At 46.8% G+C, this 19,915-nt stretch carries 15 protein-coding genes and 1 pseudogene; 12 read left to right on the forward strand and 4 right to left on the reverse strand.

Going from position 1 to position 19,915, the window contains the following annotated elements:
* The 4 genes from ACOJS8_RS16390 to ACOJS8_RS16405 form a co-directional block, all read left to right on the forward strand.
* Positions 1 to 907: T9SS type A sorting domain-containing protein (locus tag ACOJS8_RS16390; protein ID WP_420149622.1), on the forward strand; the 907-nt coding region annotated here is incomplete at its 5' end.
* A gap of 308 nt (positions 908 to 1,215) precedes the next feature.
* The gene (locus ACOJS8_RS16395; protein WP_420149623.1) at positions 1,216 to 1,503 is read left to right on the forward strand and encodes a PqqD family peptide modification chaperone; all 288 of its coding nucleotides are present in this window, start codon (positions 1,216 to 1,218) and stop codon (positions 1,501 to 1,503) included.
* A gap of 88 nt (positions 1,504 to 1,591) precedes the next feature.
* Positions 1,592 to 2,512 (forward strand): serine kinase, encoded by a 921-nt coding sequence (locus ACOJS8_RS16400; RefSeq protein WP_420149624.1) that lies wholly within the window; start codon positions 1,592 to 1,594, stop codon positions 2,510 to 2,512.
* Positions 2,513 to 3,670, forward strand: a complete 1,158-nt coding sequence (locus ACOJS8_RS16405; RefSeq protein WP_420149625.1) for a nucleotidyltransferase family protein — start codon at positions 2,513 to 2,515, stop codon at positions 3,668 to 3,670.
* Between the two features lie 56 nt (positions 3,671 to 3,726).
* Here ACOJS8_RS16405 and ACOJS8_RS16410 read toward each other — a convergent pair whose 3' ends face one another.
* Positions 3,727 to 5,670, reverse strand: a complete 1,944-nt coding sequence (locus ACOJS8_RS16410; protein WP_420149626.1) for an asparagine synthetase B family protein — start codon at positions 5,668 to 5,670, stop codon at positions 3,727 to 3,729.
* Positions 5,671 to 5,852: 182 nt separating this feature from the next.
* On the opposite strand from ACOJS8_RS16410, the gene ACOJS8_RS16415 reads away from it, so the two are divergent.
* Positions 5,853 to 6,551, forward strand: coding sequence for a hypothetical protein (locus ACOJS8_RS16415; protein WP_420149627.1), 699 nt, complete (start codon positions 5,853 to 5,855; stop codon positions 6,549 to 6,551).
* An 80-nt stretch (positions 6,552 to 6,631) separates the two neighbouring features.
* Here ACOJS8_RS16415 and ACOJS8_RS16420 read toward each other — a convergent pair whose 3' ends face one another.
* From ACOJS8_RS16420 to ACOJS8_RS16430, 3 genes are all read right to left on the reverse strand, one after another.
* Positions 6,632 to 9,889 (reverse strand): C25 family cysteine peptidase, encoded by a 3,258-nt coding sequence (locus ACOJS8_RS16420; RefSeq protein WP_420149628.1) that lies wholly within the window; start codon positions 9,887 to 9,889, stop codon positions 6,632 to 6,634.
* A gap of 252 nt (positions 9,890 to 10,141) precedes the next feature.
* Positions 10,142 to 11,482, reverse strand: coding sequence for a sensor histidine kinase (locus tag ACOJS8_RS16425; protein WP_420149629.1), 1,341 nt, complete (start codon positions 11,480 to 11,482; stop codon positions 10,142 to 10,144).
* Between the two features lie 218 nt (positions 11,483 to 11,700).
* The gene (locus ACOJS8_RS16430; protein ID WP_420149630.1) at positions 11,701 to 11,904 is read right to left on the reverse strand and encodes a hypothetical protein; all 204 of its coding nucleotides are present in this window, start codon (positions 11,902 to 11,904) and stop codon (positions 11,701 to 11,703) included.
* Between the two features lie 389 nt (positions 11,905 to 12,293).
* Here ACOJS8_RS16430 and ACOJS8_RS16435 point away from each other — a divergent pair, with 389 nt between their 5' ends.
* The 7 genes and pseudogenes from ACOJS8_RS16435 to ACOJS8_RS16465 all read left to right on the forward strand — a co-directional run.
* Positions 12,294 to 13,160: a glucose 1-dehydrogenase gene (locus tag ACOJS8_RS16435; RefSeq protein ID WP_420149631.1), complete on the forward strand. Its 867-nt coding sequence runs from the start codon at positions 12,294 to 12,296 to the stop codon at positions 13,158 to 13,160.
* Positions 13,157 to 13,771 carry a gluconate 2-dehydrogenase subunit 3 family protein gene (locus ACOJS8_RS16440; RefSeq protein ID WP_420149632.1) on the forward strand — a complete coding sequence of 205 codons (615 nt, stop codon included), beginning with the start codon at positions 13,157 to 13,159 and terminating at the stop codon, positions 13,769 to 13,771. The genes ACOJS8_RS16435 and ACOJS8_RS16440 overlap by 4 nt, the downstream gene beginning before the upstream one ends.
* A gap of 27 nt (positions 13,772 to 13,798) precedes the next feature.
* Positions 13,799 to 15,355, forward strand: a complete 1,557-nt coding sequence (locus tag ACOJS8_RS16445; RefSeq protein WP_420149633.1) for a GMC family oxidoreductase — start codon at positions 13,799 to 13,801, stop codon at positions 15,353 to 15,355.
* A gap of 25 nt (positions 15,356 to 15,380) precedes the next feature.
* Entirely contained in the window at positions 15,381 to 16,721 is a 1,341-nt protein-coding gene (locus ACOJS8_RS16450; protein WP_420149634.1) for a family 1 glycosylhydrolase, read from the forward strand.
* The gene (locus ACOJS8_RS16455; protein ID WP_420149635.1) at positions 16,721 to 17,500 is read left to right on the forward strand and encodes an alpha/beta fold hydrolase; all 780 of its coding nucleotides are present in this window, start codon (positions 16,721 to 16,723) and stop codon (positions 17,498 to 17,500) included. Before ACOJS8_RS16450 ends, ACOJS8_RS16455 begins: the two co-directional genes overlap by 1 nt.
* Before the next feature lie 164 nt (positions 17,501 to 17,664).
* A complete protein-coding gene (fumC, locus tag ACOJS8_RS16460) occupies positions 17,665 to 19,065 on the forward strand; it encodes a class II fumarate hydratase (RefSeq protein WP_420149636.1) in 1,401 nt (466 codons plus the stop codon).
* A gap of 154 nt (positions 19,066 to 19,219) precedes the next feature.
* Positions 19,220 to 19,915: pseudogene (locus tag ACOJS8_RS16465) on the forward strand (M13 family peptidase); the annotation flags it as partial.

A 19,915-nucleotide genomic window follows, 5' to 3' on the forward strand; every position in this document is an offset into this window, starting at 1 on the left:
TGGTAGTGTTACCGCGACCGTTAGCGGTCCTGAACGGATGGGGTTTGTTATTCAGCTTCAGCAATGTGCACCAAATCCTGCTTCTGATCCCTTATCCGCTGTATCAGGTACGATTCTTAACTCGTTTGATATTACGTACAATTCGTCATTGAATCGGTATGAGGGGATTCAGAAGGAAGGTGTTTCACTTGGATTTGCTACAGTACGACGTTTAAATATTGCTGCAACTGCCACACAGCCTTCGGCTTCAACAACTGTCAATACGATTGGAGCATACTGTGTTATTTTCCCAAATTCAAATGCTGAGCCTCAACCAGAAGATGATGATTTTTCGGAAATATTAACGCACACTAAAACGACGTCTCCTCTTCCCGTTGGACTAGTAAGTTTTTCGGCTGAAGCCCAATCTAACCGCACCGTTCTGGTGAAATGGGTTACCAGCTGGGAAAAAGCCAACAAAGGCTATATCATAGAACGTAGTAAAGACCTGAAAAACTTTGAGGATATCGGCCGAGTGACTGATGTAGCCGGGACTACCAACTCGAAAAGCTCCTACCAATTTGAGGATCCTAACCCTTACCGGGGAACCAGCTATTACCGCCTGCGTCAGCTGGATCTCAGCGGAGGCAGTGAGACATTTAAAGCTGAGTCAGTAGTGATCGATGGTCGGTATGGGGTGTATCCTAATCCGGTGGCTAGCCATAACTTTACTCTGGAGCTGGATGAGCCCACAACGGCGGTGCTTCACTTTTACAGTGCCAGCGGTAGCGAAATCAGTGTGAGCAAATCTGAGCCTACTGAATTAAGCACGAAGGTGACGCCATCAGCGAAGCTGACCAGTGGGGTGTATGTTCTGACGGTTGAAGAGCGGGGAACTACGCGTAAGCATCGCTTAGTCGTTCAGTAATTGTTTTTTATAAAGATTTGCTCTACTTTTGACGAAAGAACCTGAAATAGAAAAGCCATGAATAAGACGAACCCAAAGAATTCTGTAAAGAAAGCTTACAAGAAGCCTCAATTGAAGGCGCTAGGAAGTGTTAAAAACCTTACTTTGAAGTCGGGCTCAAATACCGATGGTTTAGGTGGGTTCATTTAATAGAGCTTTCATTAATAAATTTCATATAAAAGTCTGGTTCGTTACATTATTTGGCGAACCAGACTTTTTGATTTTATTTGTGTCTGCTTTATTTTCTAATTCCGATTGCAATAGTACCGATGACAATCAAGCCTGCTACCCGTATCCAGTTATTGCCGAATCAGTCCTCATCTGTTTTAGGAAACGAAACGATTTTGCTGAATTATGAAGCGGGTAATTATTACGAATTGAACGAAGTTGGTGGCTTTATCTGGGCGCTCTTACAGGCGGAAAAAAACATCTCTGTCCAGGAAATTCAGGAAAAGCTGCTGGAGGAGTTTGACGTAGAGCCTGCCGTTTGTCAAGAAGAGTTAATGAGCTTTTTAAATAGTTTAATGCAGGAGAAACTCATCGAGGTATCCAGGTAGTGCTGATTTATTTTTGATTGGATACTTCATCAGATCAACGAAAGTTATTTCTGATGCCATTTTAAATGAATCGGTATAACTTTGACTAATGGAGTGGATTAAACACTACTACACGGCTTACGGATTAATAATTGGTTCAGACATTGCACTTACCTACCTTAAGGAAGTAGAACCTACTACAGTTGACCTGATCGTAAAACGAGGTCCGCTAGTTTCTAATCCGGCCTTACAATCGACAAAGCTTCATCGGGCTGGGCTGTATGCTCAGGTTGCTCAGGATGGCCCTGAAAGAATATGGCTAGACTGGGGAAAGCTCGGGCAGTTCATGGCATTAGGTGGAAGCAAACTGATTGTGGATCTCACCACCAGTGATGAAAGCTTATTGTCGTTGTTTACAATGAGTGAAGCGTTTGGTTTGCTTTTGTTTCAACGGGGCGATTTTTTACTGCACGGAAGCGCCATGCAGCTCAATGGCAAAGGAGTCATTTTTCTGGGAGAACCAGGAGCTGGGAAATCGACAACGGTGGCCGCATTTGCTAACAAAGGAGTCAGTATCATGAGTGATGATATGGTGTGCATCCGAATCAATGAAACAGGCATACCTTATCTGATTCCCGCTTTTCCACAAATAAAAATTTGGGGAAAAAGCGTTGATGGATTGCAGTTAACTAAAACTAATTTAGACCGCGTGCGCGAAGGAGTCAACAAATTCTCGTGGCATGAGTCAGTTTCTTTTGAAGAAAAAGCTGTTCCTCTGGAGCGGATTTTTGTGCTAGCTCCTGCCAGCCCTTCTGAAACAACTCTTCAGGAGGTGCCCAAAAGCCAGCGACCTGTTGAATTGCTCAGTTATTTTCCGCTTCCCGAATCGCTCCTTCAGGGTGAAGCACTAAAAAAACATTTTGAAAAAAGCGTGACCATTGCTCAGAAGGTTGCGTTGTACAAACTAAGCCGCCCCGCGAATTTTGATAAGCTAAATGAGTTTGTGGAAGATCTGAAAACGACTTTGTAAATGGATGTCGGGCGTTCTCCTGAAATCAATGTGTTACTAACAGCATGTACTGAAATATTATCGAGCGATAAACAGCATCGATTAGGACAGTATATAACAGAACGTACATTTAGCTGGGATAAGCTTCACACGCTGGCTTTGCGTCATCGGATCGCTCCATTTCTGTATCGAACACTCCAACAGATCCCGGACGTTCCGGAGGCATTTTTAGCCAAACTACAAAGTGATTGCCGGATGATAGCGACGGACAACATGCTGAAGCTGCACGAATATGATCGATTGACGAACGTATTGGCCGATCAGGGTATCCAGCACATTGGTTTGAAGGGCATTTATCTGGCTAAAAATAGCTACCCTAATAGTAACCTACGTAGCATTGGTGATTTTGACCTTCTAATTGCCCGCAACGACCTGCTCAAAACGATACGTCTGTTAGAGGAAAATCAGTACCAGTTGGGAGAGGCTTACAAGCACTACCTACGCTATAAAGAGCAAACGATATTGGCGGATCTGCATGAAGTTAGTCTGTTCAAGCCCTTTTTTGCAACGAGTTATTTCAACATTGATCTGCATTGGGAAATAGAATGCTTCAACAAGCATTATTCAACGCTCCATCTGGAAGACGTACTGTCTGAACCTGAGTTTATTACAGAGAATCAACTACTGCTGACCATAATACATCATGGCGTAATTAATATCTGGCAGCACATTGGTTATATCAATGATCTTTATTTTTTATTAAAAGATAAAGCGATTGACTGGACGTATCTTATGCAGAAATTAAGATACTATGGAATCGAAACAGTTTTTTTCGTTGGTTTATTCTGGTGTAGGCAGATGTGGAGCCTCTCATTACCAGCGAATGTGCAGGAAATGGTGAACAAAAGCCGGGTAAGTTCACTGGCAGATGCCTATGAAAAGAATTGGGAAACCAACGAGTCCGTACTGGAAACGAGCCCGGGTCTAAAGCAGATTGTTTTTTTCGCCAACAGCCAAACCGAATTGGCAAAGAAACTCAGAATATACAGGACTTACGTTAGCAGCTTTGTATTTCGAGCCAGTACGCTCAGTATTGGCAAACGGCTGATTTATATACCCAAAGAGTTAGGGTTTATTACGGTATTTACCCGTGCCATCCGTTCAGTTATGGCCTCTTAATCACAGTACGTTCCCCGCTTCAACATCGAGAATATAATCGGCTGCGTTGGGTCGTTTTACTTTAGCGAACCTAGCCAGAGCGCTAAATAAATGATTCGGCTGAGTAACCAATTGTAACGTGTTTTCCCTCTGGCCGGAAACCGAGGGTCATAAACGATGGCCACTATTTTTGCAAATATTCGCTGATCAATCACTTCCCAGATCGGGTGACTCGTTGACGAAAATTGCTCGCGAGTAGCCTCATAAAGCTGCTGCGCTGTTAACGTACCGTATTCCACAAAACTGGCTTTAGTGACCCGTGAGAGAACAGATGGAGGCAATATATTACGTAGTCCATGGCGAATTAGTCCCCGGCCGCGCCCCTGGTCAAAACGGATGGCCATCGGCGTGGCAAACCCCAGTTCAATAACATTTTTGTCGAAAAAAGGAAAAGAATAGGGGTGGCCGTAGTAAGCTCCAATATGATTCATCTGCTCATTACAGATCACGTTCGTTGTATTAAGAACTTCTTCAATTTCAACGTGCGTCTCGGCCGATAATGACTTGACAAACTGGGCTGTCGAGCGTTGTGGTCTTGGCGGCACCTGGCATTTGAAGTCTTCGCTTAGCGCACTGTCGATAAGGGCGCGGGTGGTCAGCTTGGCTGTAATTCGTTCGCGCAGATAACTGAAAATGGCTGTCTCCGAAAGGCTGAAGCGTTGTTTGTACTCGCGAATGCTTGTTAGTAAAGCAGGGAATGATTGTTGGCGAAATTGCTTTTTTAAGCTGCGCCCGACCATTGAAAGAACATACTTTTCGTATTTGGCCCTGTCGCTTAGCTGAAGCCAGTTTTTATGAACGTAGTGTAGATCTCGTTCTTGGGGAGCAACGTATTGCCTACTTGCCTCGCTGAATAAATCCCACTGGTTGCTACTGGCCAGTTCTTCCATATAATCGAATCCTGTTGTAATGACACTGTCACCATCGTGACCCGTCAACAACACATCGCACCCTAGTTTCTGCGCTTCAATGGAAACGCTCAGATGGAAACTGGAAGGAATAATAAATTGCTCAGGACGGTCAAATAGATGGTTAATTTGCAGAACCGAATCCAGCACATCTGCCAAAGGCTTAACTCGAAGATGGTTCGGATGCCACTGATCGACAACGGCCTGGACGTAGGACTGCTCTTCGGCAGCTGGCTGCTCTGAATCAATGTTGAATGTATATAATGAAGGTCTGTGTTGCTCAAGTAACAGAGACTGCGCCACACAACTTACTGACGAAGAATCCAACCCGCCACTCAGGTGTGAACCAATCCGTTGCCTGTTCCTGATTCGACGGTCGATGGCCGTCGAAAAATACTCACGGAACAAAGCTGAATAATCGTCTATTCCGTTGAGTGTTTTATATTTATCTAGATCCAGATGCCAGTAAGGGGATTCTGTTACTTCGCCGGGACGTACCTGCAGGTAGTGACCAGGCAACACACTGAAAATGCCTTCATAAAACGTTTCGGCACTGTACGGAACGTACTGGGTAGTCCAGATTAGGTACTCCCGGAATTTGAACCGGTTTGGTTTGACAATAACTTCTCGAAGCGTAGTGAGTGCCTTGATTTCTGAGGCAAAGGCAAAAAATTGATTGGGCCGATGAACGTAGTACAAGGGCTTCACACCCATTGCATCGCGGGAGCAATACAAGGTATGCTGATGAGCATCCCATAGAGCCAGGGCAAAATCGGCATTTAACTCATTGAACGAGCGCGGGCCTTTTTGAACGTAATGCGTGCTAAATGGTTGGCCTGTCCATACGTTCGAAAAAATATCGGCGTCGGTAGCGGCAGAGACAGGAGCCGTAGCGTTTACTTCGATAGAACCTCCGAATGCTAAGAGCAAACCATTATTGATAGACTGACTTAATACGTTACCCCGATGCTTTAATAAGCTGATCATATTATTCGCATCGATTGGGTCTACAGCCTGTCCATCAAACCGAATTATTCCAGCAATGCCACCCATCCGTTTCTGTAAATTGTAACGACTAAATTGATTTTTTGAAGCACGCGGTGATTCACCGCAGACGATTCCAATTGATTAAGACCGGTTGCAAAGTAAAGGAAACTACAGCCAAATACTGTTATCTTTACGAATCCGTATCAGCAAAAAGCCGCCAGGATTTTGCTGGTTTTATCGATCAAAATATGCTTAAAAAGAATACGCTTTATAAGACATTAGTCTTCTTGACTTTATTGGCAGTGGGAGCTGGATGCAACGATACTCTTGATCCTGATCGTAATGACTATGATTATTTCCCGCTGCAAACGGGCGATTACTGGATTTATCAGGTGACGCAGGAAAATTATACAGCAACGAATCCTGTCGCAAAAAACGTTTATCAGCTTCAGCAAAAGATTAGCAACTCCTATACGCAGAATGGCCAGCTATATTACGTTATCGAGGAGTCGGTGAAAAGATCCGAAGTAACGGGCTGGCAACTTAGAGCCATACGTACGGTCTATAAAAATCTGAAAGAAGTTGTTAGTGTAGAATATAACGTACCCGTAGTGAAACTGGCCTTTCCAATTACGACAACCACATCGTGGAATATTAACGCATACAACGCCAGCCCTGATACTGTGCTTCGGTACGAAGACACCAACAAAGCTTATACCCTAAACAAGTTTAATTTCGACCATACGATTTCGGTCCTGGGCGCCAACGATTCAACGTTGGTTAATCAGGATCGATACCGCCGGGTTTATGCCCAAAATATCGGTCTTGTTTATAGCGAGAACGTAGCACTGGACTACTGCCAGTCAACCCCTGACTGCATTGGTAAAGCGATTATTGAATCAGGTACAAAGTCGAAGTGGGAGTTAATCGAGAGTAACCGGCTTTAACGAAAATAATAAACGATCAAGGGTTGTCAGAATTAGTTGATTTCATCAATCAATGTCTAATTCTGACAACCCTTGATCGTTTATTTCTGCCAGATTACCTTGCCTCTATACGTTTCTGTTCTTCCTTCTTTCCAGATTAACTGCAGCGAATAAACATAAATCCCCGGTGCCATTCCCTGCCATAGCATTGAATTCTTGCCTGCGTTGATGGGGAACGTATTGTTGTACACCTGAGCGCCTGATAAACTGTAAATGGTTAACCGAGAGTCAACAGGTAGCTCCTGGGTATTCAGTTGCAGCTCAAACTGAGCATACGAAGTTGCTGGATTCGGATTTACCTGAAACGTAATTTTTTCTTCAGCGCCTGCTACATTTAGATTAAGCACGTAAGGGGGCTGTGTTTGATTTCCAGATGCATCTTTTCCGAAAACGATTAACTGATACGTAGCACCAGCCTGCAAAGAGAGGGTCGTAGAAACCAGAAGCTGGTTATCCGAAACCGCAGAAAGAGATAAAGCACTGGAAGGGATTTTCTGGGGGGTACAGGTTTCGCAGCTCTTTAGAAATACATCGACAGACGTAGTATCTTTTATGGACAGCGAATTCTGATCCAATAAGTAGATATCCAGCCGGGGGGTTGTATTCACTACGGTCTGGTTTTCCCGAATTGCTCCATTGACAAACACACTTATGGCTGGAGCCACTACGTCGGGCAGAGCATTGGCAGGATAACTACTGCCCTGAATCTGCGACCAGTCGATGGCAAGTGTGGTTGAATTATTGGCTTTATCCAGCTCGACAATCTGTTTATTTGGATCAATAACTACCTCTAATTTTTGCAGTGTAGCTTCTCTGGGAATCGTGTAGACTAACGTATCCTGGTAGCGAAATGACGTAAATCGTAGGGGAATACTGCTTGTACCGGTGCTGGTCGTTTTATTCAACGATACGTTCACTAACTGACCCGGTACAAATTTGCCTAGATTGGCCAGCGGCATCACTACTCGAATCGAATCGCTGTTTTTAAGCGAGCCACCTCCTACGTTCGACTGGATGTAGATACCTTTTTGACCGAATGAAAAATCGGGGTTGGGTAATGGATAAATGCTCACCGCCGGATCGCCCTGCAGAACCATCTGTAGTAGCATGGCTACCTCGTGCGGGCCAAGATTCTCTTTTTCGATCGCTTGATTGAGCTGCTGTTGCACAAGTCCCAATGGCATGCCAAGCGTAGTGGCGTTGGCAAATAAAGCGGAATACAGCTTAGATAGATACCAGGTCGTTGGTTGTTCATAGCTATAGTATGAGTGAGCCAACACCACACCGGCTCCTTTCTGAGGGGCCAGTAACCAGTCGGTTGAGAGCGTATTGTACCGGTGGAAAATTTCACCTACTCCGCAGCCATTGAAAATCATAAGCGGATAGCGCGTATTACGATACCCCTTTTCGACATCTGAGGCAAACCCAAAATTCATGTCGGTAATAGCCGGACCCGCATGACCAAAAAATGTAATCAAACTCACCCCATCATTGACCAGAGGGGTGATGTTGATAGTCTCAACCTCTTCACTGAACTTACTTTTGCCGAATGAACTGACCTGTCCACCCAGTAATCCGTTTGTAAATGTGTTGGCTAAGCCATCCAGCGCTGAGCGAAGGCCCTGGGCTTCTAGAGGTGTCTTGCCTCCGCTGATATGGATAATATGTTTCCGCCAGATACCGTTTGAGCTTGAGGATTCGATCTGTTTAACTTTTTCCAGATAGGCAAGAACCTGATCGTTACTCGCTACGCTAAGCCGACCGATCGGAATAGCTGGCGTATTGGCCGGAAAATTTCCCAGGCCAGCTGTTAATAGAATATCAGATCCGGGATAACCGATTGTCGGTACTAAATCATTGGTTGGCTTTTTAAGATTGTACGGATAACTTTCAGCCCGCCCAATCAGCATCAGGTATTTGGCGGCTGTGTTTACCCGCATGTAATCCGCAAACCGGCGGAGGGCCAGCGGACTTCTTTCGCCGTAGTTAAACTGATCATAAAGCGAATCAGCTTCAACAATGAACGGGGTATAACGGCCGCCCTGGTCTGAAGCTCGATAGGCGGCATACGCTTTCGCCGATTGCTGGAGCGTAGCATGAGTAACAATTACATAATCGGTCGGCTTGGGAAAATTAGATGAAAAGCGGATTGCTTTGATTTTCGCAGGCTTACTTATCTGGTTTGTAACAAACAGCGTTCGGTTACGATTGGCTTCGCTCAAAACGGCCTGTGTCTGCCCATCAATGATTTGCGTACTAACGTAGCGGCAGTTGGCCTTATCTGTTATGTCGTACGCAAAGGAATTGGCTGGCGCATTTTGGATGGAGAGCAAAGCCATGGAACTCGCATTGGGCACGGTACGGAACACTTTGCTGCTCAGCCCGGCCATATTGGTTGCCTGAGGGTAAGTAAGCTTTACGTACGTAATCGAGAAGTTATTAACATTCGCGTTCTTGATCGATTTGAATCGTACCGTCAGCTGCTCATTCTGAAGAGAGGCTGGATTGATGACACTCTGAAATGTCTGGCTAATGAATCCAAAGAACGACAGGGTTGTCATTGGCGTTGTAGCCGAGTTCAGCGTCACCTGCACCTGGTGAAAGCTGTTGTCACGACCATTGACCATCCCGTCAAGGTTGATCGGCCAATCCGTTGCTACTCGATCTGTGAGTTTTATTGGAACTGTACCGGTTGAGTCAAGGGTCATAATTGGGCCAGACCAACCTTCGCCTGGCTCATAAAAACTTTGCTGCAAAGAAGGCTCAAGGCCAACCAGGTTATTGAATGTATATTGGCTCGTAAATGCCTGAACGGTTTCCTGAACATGAAATTTTTCGGGAGTTAGGCCCTGTGCCGAATTGTTCAACTCAGGCATCCGCTTGCCGGTTCCTGTGGCAGCGCTTGTCAGAAAGTAAGCTGTTGTGTCAGAAAAAAGCGTCTGATACGGATGGAGCCGTTTCCGGGGACGGTACAACAGCGAATCCTGACTACCATCATTGCCCTCTCCATAAAATTCGACGTAATCCTGCGCGTTAAATACGCCATCTTTTTCGCCAACAACCCGAATTGCCATTTCCTGGCCTCTAAAAAAGAGCTGCCAGGTTGTCGGATTGGTTTGTAAAAAAGACGCATCGGCCGCCTGAATATCCTGATAGCTGACCCGATAAACACCTGTTTGAGCTACTGAAAGTTTCAGGTACTTCTGGCCGGTGCGAATCCATTCGTTGCCGAATTGGTTCTGTGCTTTTACTGCCAAACCACTTACAAAAAAACAAATCAATAGTAACCAATTCTTCATACTTAAATGCTCAATTTAATACGAGCCTTGCCGCGCTGGTTTGTATTGGAATAGCAAACAGATTACTACTTACAGATTTGGACAAGGGCTTCTTTCTATTCCTTCAAAGATAACAGGATCACTCGAATTAACGGGTGATCCTGCTACGTATCTTATACTATATTTACGATAGTAGTTACTTTATAGTATGTGGGGAGATTGTGAGCGGATAAAATCTTCAGAAGTTAACTGTTTTTTAACTACTTAGCTGGATTAAAGGGATACCTGCGCTGTCGACGAAATCAACGTAACAATGACATCAAAGGCATTGTCTGCTTCGTAAATATCGATAGGAGACTGGTTAAGTAACCGATATTTCATGTTGATATTCTGAAGCCCTTTTTTAGTGGATGTAAGTCTATTTGTCCCTTTTCGTTGCAGATTATTACGTACAATCAGAAGACCGTTGCTGTTGGTAAAAATCTGAATAGTTAATGGACTGGCTGGAGAGACAACATTGTGTTTTACGGCGTTTTCAATCAGTAACTGTAGCGTCAGAGGAGGTAGTAAATAGTCCTGATACGTATCATCAATGCTAACTTTTAGTGAGATGCCCTGTCCGTAGCGTGTTTTGAGCAGATGATAATAGGAATTGATGAACTTCATTTCCATAGCCAGCGATGTTAATTCACGATCATTGGCCTGAAGAACGTAGCGGTAAACACTCGATAATTCATCCACAAACAATTCGGCCTGTGAAGGTTCATCGGCAATAAGCGCTGATAAAGAGTTCAGGCTATTGAACAGAAAATGCGGGCTGATCTGCGCCTGTAATGCGCGCATATGCATCTCATCTACTTCCTGTTGCAGTAACTCTACAACCTGCTTAGCTTCCGAATAATCTCGTTGGCGCTGTTTCCGTTCGCGGGTTAGCGCTTGTTCGAACAAGGCTTTTTTCAATATGTCCCGGCGATGACGGTAAGCCAAACCAGTCGAGAAAAAGACCAGTTCAAGCACGATCCCGATTTGCAGATACGTGAGCGGGGCTCGCCAGAAAAAGTCAGGCCCATCGGCTGGCAGAACCATCGTCAGAATCATGGCGATCAGTGCACCCAGCACCAGTAGGGCAGAGCCCGTGATAAAAAAGCGACGAACGGGATCTTTCCGCTGATAAATCGTCATTACAATATATCCGGACAGGATAGCCAGCCCTCCGCGCACGATTGTGTGAATAATCTCGTGAATGGGTAACTGCCAGTAATCGGTTAAGAAGCAAAAAACAACTTCAACCAATACGTATGCTACCAAACCAGCTTGAACGGTTCGAAACAGACGTAGCAGAGTAGGGCGGTATTCGCGAAGGTTCAAAAAGGCAATGGTAAAGTCATAATAAACGAAATAGGCGACCATTGGGCCAATAATTCGGATAAAATGAGCCGTATTGTCAGGAAGGTATTCAACGGAACGTAGCGGGAAGTAGCCCAGCCAAACCAGCATGTATAGGGTGTACAGAATGTAGATACGTTCACGATAAAGGCTCCACTGTACAAGATTGTACAAGAGTAACGCAGTTATCATTCCCAGAAAGAAAACCAGCCCGGTTTCGTATCCCATAGTCTTTACTTCCCGTAGATTAAAAAGACAGCATAAAAATAAGAAAGCTGCATCGATAAATGGCTAAATAATTAACCAGCGGTAGTAAATCGATGGCATCGTTTATAAACGATTAATTTGACTGTTTAGGTTGGCTACGCACAAAAAATAGATGCCCATAAACAACACGACGACCCTCTGGAGGAGAGTCGTCGTGTGAACAAATGGAAAGAGTTGGATTATTTAATCGAATCTTTCTTGGTGGTGTCGGTCGACATAGTTGATGCGCTGTCGCTCGTCATGCTCGTTGAGTCAGAAGACATGGTTGAGGTGCTGTCCGTTACGGTAGCCGTCGTTGACGACTCTGTTGTTTCGGTCTTGGTGCTTGAACAAGCTGTAGCCAGTGCCAGCATAGAAAGCAGAAAAAATGCAGATTTTGCCATGTGTATAAAGTGTTTGTGTAATTGATATGCCTAATTCTTTACGCTTAATTCACAGAATCCGGAAAAGTAACCCATCGTATTGTATAAATTTCCTGAAGACTAAATAATAATTGATTATTCGGTATGACTCCCTGTTCATCAGCGTCATACGTAGATGTATTTATCTGAACAGGGTATTGATAGCTAAGGTTTTACGTTTCTGAAGATTTCTTTCCATAAAAGCCTTACGAAAAGAACGGGGGAGACTTGTTATTTTTTGATAAACACCCTTCCAAACACCGTCTCTTTTAATCGGCTGGTAACAAAAAAGCGGACATCCGGTTTATCGGTTATCATACTAAGCCGTCTTTTGAGGGCTGTGCGATCTGATTTATTCAAAACTTCCTCTCATGGACCAAACAGAATTTCGGCCTAAGTCCGAAGAAATTCCCGGGCAAAAACTTCCGTATCCCGCTCGCCAGTCGGACATGAATCCCGCTCCCGATAGTGATCTGTCGAATTATAAACCGGCCGGAAAGCTGCTGGACAAAGTTGCCATCATCACAGGAGCTGACTCGGGTATTGGCCGGGCGGTAGCTATTGCCTTTGCGATGGAGGGCGCTGACGTAGCGGTGGTCTACAATGAAAATACTGACGATGCCAAATATACCCAGCGAACCGTCGAAAGTAAGGGGCGTTCGTGTCTGCTCATTCAGGCCGATGTTCGTAAGAAAAGCGAGTGCGAACGCGCTGTTGAACAAACCGTTGAGCGATTTGGGAAGCTTAATATTCTCGTGAATAATGCTGCTTTTCAGATGGCGCAGGAAAACATTGAAGACATCACGGAAGAGCAACTTCGTCGTACGTTTGATACAAACATCATCGCTTACTTTTTCATGGCGCAGGCGGCCCTGCCTCATTTGACCGAAGGCGACGCTATTGTCAATACGGGCAGCATTGTGGGTATTGTGGGCAATCCGATTCTGGTCGATTATACGGCAACTAAAGGAGCCATTCATGCATTTACCAAGTCATTGGCCATTCAGCTGGGAGAACGTAACATACGGGTTAACTGCGTAGCGCCGGGCCCTGTGTGGACCCCCAATATTCCCGCTACAATGCCGGAAGAAGAGGTCGAAAATTTCGGACATGAAGTGGCTCTTGCCCGACCTGGACAACCCGAAGAACTGGCCCCTGCCTACGTACTGCTGGCTTCCAGCGAAGGTAGTTTCATGACCGGCAGTATTGTAGAAGTAACAGGAGGAAAGCTGGGATGAGCACCGACCAAACGTATCATTATCCGGCAGGAACCGTTCGGGCGCTGCTCGAAACGAATCAGGTTACAGAAGCCACGCGCGAAGCATTAACGCAACGGCTAACGAATCCACCCCGAAAACCGACTTTCTTTACGGAAGCAGAATTTGCGCTGCTGCAACGTATCTGCAATCGGCTCATTCCGCAGCCCGATCGAGATACGCCAGTTGATATAGCAGGCGGCATAGATGAACGATTGGCTCAGAACCAGTCCAACGGGTGGCGATACGACGTAATGCCCAACGATGGCGAAGCGTATCGATCAGGGTTGACTGGCGTTGATGAATCGGCCCGGCTTATGTTCGATAATTCGTTCAGTCAGCTTTCCGGCGATCAACAGGATCAGGTTCTAACCGCTATTCAGCGGATGGAAGCGCCCGGAGAAATCTGGAATACGTTGCCTGCTGAACGATTTTTTGAAGAACTGCTGGCCGAAGCAGTTGAAAACTACTACAGTCATCCACTGGCGCAGGAAGAAATAGGGTACGTTGGTATGGCTGACTTGCCCGCCTGGGAACGTATTGGCCTGAATCAACTGGAAAGTCGTGAACCAAACCCCTTAACAAATAGATAAGTAGTTCACAGCCATTAAGTCGGTACGATGCCCCACTACACTACGAAAGAAACAGTTGATGCCATTGTTATTGGAACGGGGGCAGGCGGTGCCCCACTTTTGTCGAGACTTGCTCAGGCAGGATTAAAAGTTGTTGCGCTTGAAGCGGGGAAGCACTGGAACCCGGCAAGCGACTTCCCGACCGACGAAAAAGCGCAGGGAAAACTTTTCTGGACAGATGAACGCCTAAGCGCAGGAAACGATCCGTTGCCGTTCGGTAACAACAATTCGGGCATCGGTGTTGGGGGCTCTACATTGCACTACACAGCTTATACGCCACGTGTCCAGCCCGACGATTTGCGGATACGCACTGAATTTGGTGTTGGCGAAGACTGGCCAATCGGTTTTGATCAGATCGAACCGTATTACGACGAAGTCGAGCAGTTTTTAGGTGTATCGGGTCCATCGCCCTATCCGTGGGGGCCAGCGCGCAAACGAGCCTATGCATTGGGGCCGTTACCTGTTAACGGTGCGGGTCAACTGATGCAAAAAGGGTGCAAAGAGTTAGGTATTAAAACCTCGCCAGCGGCCAACGCGGCTTTGTCCGCCGACTATTATCAGGAAGGAGTTGGCTACCGCCCCGCCTGTACTAACCGAGGATTTTGCCAGGCCGGATGCAACAATGGCGCTAAGGCCAGCATGGACGTAACGTACATTCCACTGGCTCTACGGCACGGGGCCGAAATACGTCCGGAAAGTTTTGTCACACAGCTCATTAGGGATGCGTCCGGTCGAATCAGCGAAGTCGTATACATACGTAACGGTCAGGAAGAGAGGCAGCGGTGTCGGTACGTATTTCTCTGCGCCGGAACCATCGAAACGCCCCGGTTACTTCTCTTAAACGGACTGGCCAACAGCAGCGGTCAGGTAGGACGTAACGTAATGGCCCATACCGCTCTGCAAATCTGGGGCGAGTTCGACGACGATGTGCGCCCCTACAAAGGTATTCCTGGCGCCATTATTTCGGAGGATACGCATCGACCGCATAAGGCGGATTTTGTGGGTGGGTACTTACTGCAATCCATCGGCGTCATGCCCGTTACGTATCTGTCACAAATGGCACGCGGACGCGGCTTATGGGGACAGGCGCTGAAACGAGCCGCTTCGGCTTATAACCACGTTGCCGGCATCAACATTCTGGGCGATTGCCTGCCGTATTCGCATAATTTTCTGGAGCTATCCGACGAAAAAGACGTCCGTGGATTACCCAAGCCACGCATCCACTTTTCAAACGGGGAAAGCGAAGAGCGAATGACCGCTCATGCCGATAAAACAATGCGGGACATCTGGGCGGCTGCCGGAGCCAAAAACGTTTGGGCGTTTCCACGTAATGCGCACGTCATCGGTACGTGCCGGATGGGTAATGATCCGGAAAGGAATGTAGTGAATGCTGACGGACAGTCTTTCGATATTCCGAATCTGTATGTCAGTGATAACTCCACCTTTCCGAGTGCGCTAAGTGTCAATCCGGCCTTAACGATTATGGCACTATCGCTACGTACCGCCGACCGGTTTCTGGATCGTACAAAACGGTTGGACGCATAAAAAACATAACCAGCACTACCTCAACATGGCTAAAAAGGGATTCTTAGATACTATCAAAAAACACTACGGTAACGGTAACTATGACGGTGATCAGTTTGGTGGAGCCAGCGGTCGCGATGGCAGTGGCCTGCCGCTTGACAGCCCAAGCAATTTCATGTTTGCCACCGGCATCGAGTGTTCATACCCTACCATAAAAAAGGGCACAGTTCGGCGGGATATGCTGCGCGAGTGTGGGCATTATGATCGCTGGCGGGAAGATTTAGGGCTTGTTAAAGAGTTAGGTCTGCATGTATTACGGTACGGTCTGCCTTATTACAGCATTCATAAAGGGCCAGGTCAGTTCGACTGGAGCTTTGCTGATGAAGTCATGGCCGAAATAAAGCGGCTGGGCATCACCCCGATTCTGGATCTGATGCACTTCGGCGTACCCGATTGGGTCGGTGATTACCAGAATCCGGAGTTGCCAATTCATTTTGCCGAATATGCCGGAGCCGTCGCGGATCGATATCCATGGGTGCGCTTCTACACGCCTGTCAACGAGATTTATGTTACGGCCCGTATCAGTGGAAAAGACGGCGTCTGGAACGAACAGCTCAAAACCGACCGTGGATTTGTTACGGCGCTCAAGCACTGCGTAGCGGCCAGTATTATGGCAAACCAGCAGATTGCCAAACGCCGAAACGACTGCGTTATCGTGCAAAGCGAAAGCGCGGAATACACCCATGAACTATGTGCAAGCCCTTCCCCCGAAATCGCACTTGAAAATGAATTGCGGTTTTTATCCCTCGACTTGCTGTACGCCAATCAGCCGTCGGCAGCCGTAGCCATGTATATGATGGACAACGGCCTGACTCGGGAAGAGTACGACTGGTTTATGGCCGGAAAACCTCCGGGCTATCAGATCATGGGTAACGACTACTACGGACGTAATGAGCGAATAAAATTACCAAACGGTTATGTCGAGACATCGATGGACGTACTGGGCTGGTACGAAATTACCAGAGATTATTATGAGCGGTATCGGATGCCGGTTATGCACACTGAAACCAACGTATTCGAGGCCGATCAGGCACCGATCTGGCTCTACAAACAATGGGTTAGTATCCTCAGAATGCGTCGGGATGGGGTGCCTGTTCTTGGCTTTACGTGGTACAGTCTGATTGATCAGATCGATTGGGATACGCAACTTGGCGAGGTGAACAACCGCATAAATGAGTGTGGCCTTTTCGATATGAACCGCAAACCCCGGCCCGTCGCTGAAGCGTATAAGAGTATTCTAAAAGAGTTCGGACAGATAACCATCGTTCCCTACGGTGAAATGCTTGAAATTACTGGACAACCTGCCCGCCTGAAAGTGAACGTATAATGAAACAGATCGTAAATGGCGTTCAGCTCAATATACTCGAATCCGGGAGCGGCCCGCTTACGCTCATCTTTCTGCACTACTTCGGTGGTTCAGCACTGGAGTGGCAAACCGTCATGGATCTGCTATCGAACCAATACCGATGCATCGCTGTCGATATGCGCGGCTTTGGCGATTCAGAAGCACCGTCAACTGGCTATTCCGTCGATGATATGGCCGATGATATTGACGACTTGATACGTGTTCTAGCCATTCAAACCTTTGTGCTGGTTGGTCACTCCATGACCAGTAAAGTGGCTTTGGCGCTGGCTGCCCGTCAACCTGCTGGCCTGCAATCATTGATTTTACTTTCGCCATCGCCCCCCGTTCCGGAGCCGATTCCCGACGATACGCGACAACAACTGCTTCGGGGATATGGCCAGCGCTCAGCCGCCGAAGAAACGCTCAAAAAAATAACCAAAGTGCCGCTTTCAGAACAGGCTCAGAAACAGATTGTTGCCGATAATTTGCGCAGTTCCAGAGCCGCGTGGGATGCCTGGTTGCTATCGGGTAGTCTGGAAGATATTTCGGCTCGTGTGGGCGTAATCGACGTACCGATTTATATCGCGGTAGGCTCTGAGGATTCAAATCTATCTCCCGATGTACACCGCCGGATGGTGCTGCCTTATTTGAAAAACGCTACGTTAGACGTGATCGACGGAGCGGCTCACTTACTACCCTGGGAGAAACCAGACGTAGTAGCCGAGTATATAGCTAATAAATTGCAGATTGTCAGGGCTTAATCGATTGAGGAAAATCTTATTCCGAGCTTAGATGGCGTCTCTTCGGCTCAGTACTAAATAGTTTTAAGGTTGAATGTTCAGGATGAAGCCTACTTGCCTGCTACCTTTGTAGCGGATAGTCCTTAATCACTATCGACTATCAACTAAACACTATCGACTGATTCATGGAATACCGCATCGAAAAAGACACGATGGGCCAGGTACAGGTTCCGGCTAACGTGTATTGGGGCGCTCAAACCCAGCGCTCGATTGAGAATTTCAAAATTGCTCAGGACATCAATAAAATGCCCCGTGAGATCATTCAGGCATTTGCATATCTCAAAAAAGCAGCCGCGCTGACCAACCTCGATGCGGGCGTATTGCCGAAAGAAAAAAGTGATCTGATCGGGCAGGCTTGCGACGAAATTCTCGATGGAAAACTAGATGATCAGTTTCCATTAGTAGTTTGGCAAACGGGCTCGGGTACGCAGTCGAACATGAACGTGAACGAAGTTGTCGCGTATCGTGGACACGTACTGCAAGGCGGTCAGCTCACCGACGAGAAGAAGTTCCTTCACCCGAACGATGATGTCAATAAATCGCAGTCGTCGAATGATACGTTCCCGACGGCTATGCATATTGCGGCCTATAAAATCCTGCTGGACGTAACGATTCCGGGTATTACCAAACTACGTAATACGCTGGCTGAGAAATCGAAGCAGTTCATGCACATCGTTAAAATTGGTCGGACGCACTTCATGGACGCTACACCCCTGACAGTAGGGCAGGAGTTTTCTGGCTACGTATCGCAACTGGATCACGGCTTACGCGCCATCAACAATTCGCTGGCCCACCTGAGTGAACTGGCTCTTGGCGGAACGGCCGTTGGTACGGGTATCAACACCCCCCCGAACTACTCGGAGAACGTAGCGAAACACATTGCTGATTTGACGGGCTTACCATTCATTACCGCCGAAAATAAGTTTGAAGCCCTGGCTGCTCACGATGCCATTGTGGAAGCGCACGGCGCTCTGAAAACCGTAGCGGCCAGCCTGATGAAAATTGGGAACGATATTCGAATGCTGTCGTCAGGACCTCGTGCGGGTATCGGTGAATTACACATCCCTGACAACGAGCCAGGTTCATCAATCATGCCGGGTAAAGTAAACCCTACCCAGTGCGAAGCCATGACAATGGTAGCGGCTCAAGTGATGGGCAACGACGTAGCGATCAACTTTGGCGGGGCCATGGGCCACTTCGAACTGAACGTATTCAAGCCGGTCATGATTTACAACTTCCTGCACTCCGCCCGGCTCATCGGCGATGTCTGCGTATCGTTCAACGACAAGTGCGCGGAAGGCATCGAACCGATCGAGGCCAACATCAAAAAACACGTCGATTCGTCGCTGATGCTGGTTACAGCCCTGAATACCAAGATTGGCTATTACAAAGCTGCCGAAATTGCGCAGACCGCCCACAAAACCGGCTCTACGCTGAAAGAGACTGCTCTCAAACTTGGCTATCTGACGGAAGAAGAGTTTAACGAGTGGGTAAAACCCGAAGACATGGTTGGAGAGATTAAGTAAAACAAGATACATATGCTTGTATCAGAATAGATTTGCGAACCCTACTACACGTAGGGTTCGCTTTTTATACACAACTGTATATTTTCAAATCACTATATCTAATTTGCCGGGAATGCATCGATATATATTGATCAAAATCTATAAATCACAAACTATGAAACAACTGGTCTATTTCTCTCTATTACTGTTGTTGGCAGGGGCCTGTCATCGTGTTTCGGTTCCGAATACAAAACGCGTAGTCATTACGGGTGTAGACGCTTCAAAAAAACCAGGGGATGATTTTTTTACTTATGCCAACGGCATTTGGTATGATACGGCCCAGATACCACCCAGTCAAACGGGTGTAGGTTCGTATTCCTTTCTGAATTATCCGCAGCGTATACGGCTACAGGGAATTCTGGACAGCATTTCGACAGGTAAGTATCCATCAGGGAGCCTTGAGCAGAAAGTGGGCGATTTCTATACGTCGGGTATGGATACAGCGGCTATTAATAAACGCGGTTATGAACCCATCAGGCCCTTGCTCGCCCGCATCGATGCCGTAACGGATGTTCCTTCATTGTTGAAGCTGGTGACCGATGAGCAAAAAGTAGGGAATGGTTCCATCATTGGTTTTTATGTAGGCCCCGATAACAAACAGAGTACGATCAATATTGCTCAGTTTTCTCAAACCGGAATCGGTTTACCGGAACGAGAATACTATTTCAAGACTGATTCGTCAACGGTCGCTATTCAAAAAGGGTATCAACAATACCTCACCCGTCTGTTTGAATTGACAGGGACGGACGTAACGACTGCGGAGAAAAACGCATCCATCGCCTACGAACTTGAAAAACAACTGGCCAGTGCC

It is taken from the genome of Spirosoma sp., assembly GCF_048594605.1.
Classification (GTDB): domain Bacteria; phylum Bacteroidota; class Bacteroidia; order Cytophagales; family Spirosomataceae; genus Spirosoma.

Coding starts and splice junctions, on each gene's coding strand:
- ACOJS8_RS16455 (WP_420149635.1), top strand. CDS start 16,721: ATGAAACAGATCGTAAATGGCGTTCAGCTCAATATACTCGAATCCGGG.
- ACOJS8_RS16420 (WP_420149628.1), bottom strand. CDS start 9,889: ATGAAGAATTGGTTACTATTGATTTGTTTTTTTGTAAGTGGTTTGGCA.
- ACOJS8_RS16435 (WP_420149631.1), top strand. CDS start 12,294: ATGGACCAAACAGAATTTCGGCCTAAGTCCGAAGAAATTCCCGGGCAA.
- ACOJS8_RS16440 (WP_420149632.1), top strand. CDS start 13,157: ATGAGCACCGACCAAACGTATCATTATCCGGCAGGAACCGTTCGGGCG.
- ACOJS8_RS16445 (WP_420149633.1), top strand. CDS start 13,799: ATGCCCCACTACACTACGAAAGAAACAGTTGATGCCATTGTTATTGGA.
- ACOJS8_RS16405 (WP_420149625.1), top strand. CDS start 2,513: ATGGATGTCGGGCGTTCTCCTGAAATCAATGTGTTACTAACAGCATGT.
- ACOJS8_RS16450 (WP_420149634.1), top strand. CDS start 15,381: ATGGCTAAAAAGGGATTCTTAGATACTATCAAAAAACACTACGGTAAC.
- ACOJS8_RS16410 (WP_420149626.1), bottom strand. CDS start 5,670: ATGGGTGGCATTGCTGGAATAATTCGGTTTGATGGACAGGCTGTAGAC.
- ACOJS8_RS16400 (WP_420149624.1), top strand. CDS start 1,592: ATGGAGTGGATTAAACACTACTACACGGCTTACGGATTAATAATTGGT.
- ACOJS8_RS16395 (WP_420149623.1), top strand. CDS start 1,216: ATGACAATCAAGCCTGCTACCCGTATCCAGTTATTGCCGAATCAGTCC.
- ACOJS8_RS16430 (WP_420149630.1), bottom strand. CDS start 11,904: ATGGCAAAATCTGCATTTTTTCTGCTTTCTATGCTGGCACTGGCTACA.
- fumC (WP_420149636.1), top strand. CDS start 17,665: ATGGAATACCGCATCGAAAAAGACACGATGGGCCAGGTACAGGTTCCG.
- ACOJS8_RS16415 (WP_420149627.1), top strand. CDS start 5,853: ATGCTTAAAAAGAATACGCTTTATAAGACATTAGTCTTCTTGACTTTA.
- ACOJS8_RS16425 (WP_420149629.1), bottom strand. CDS start 11,482: ATGGGATACGAAACCGGGCTGGTTTTCTTTCTGGGAATGATAACTGCG.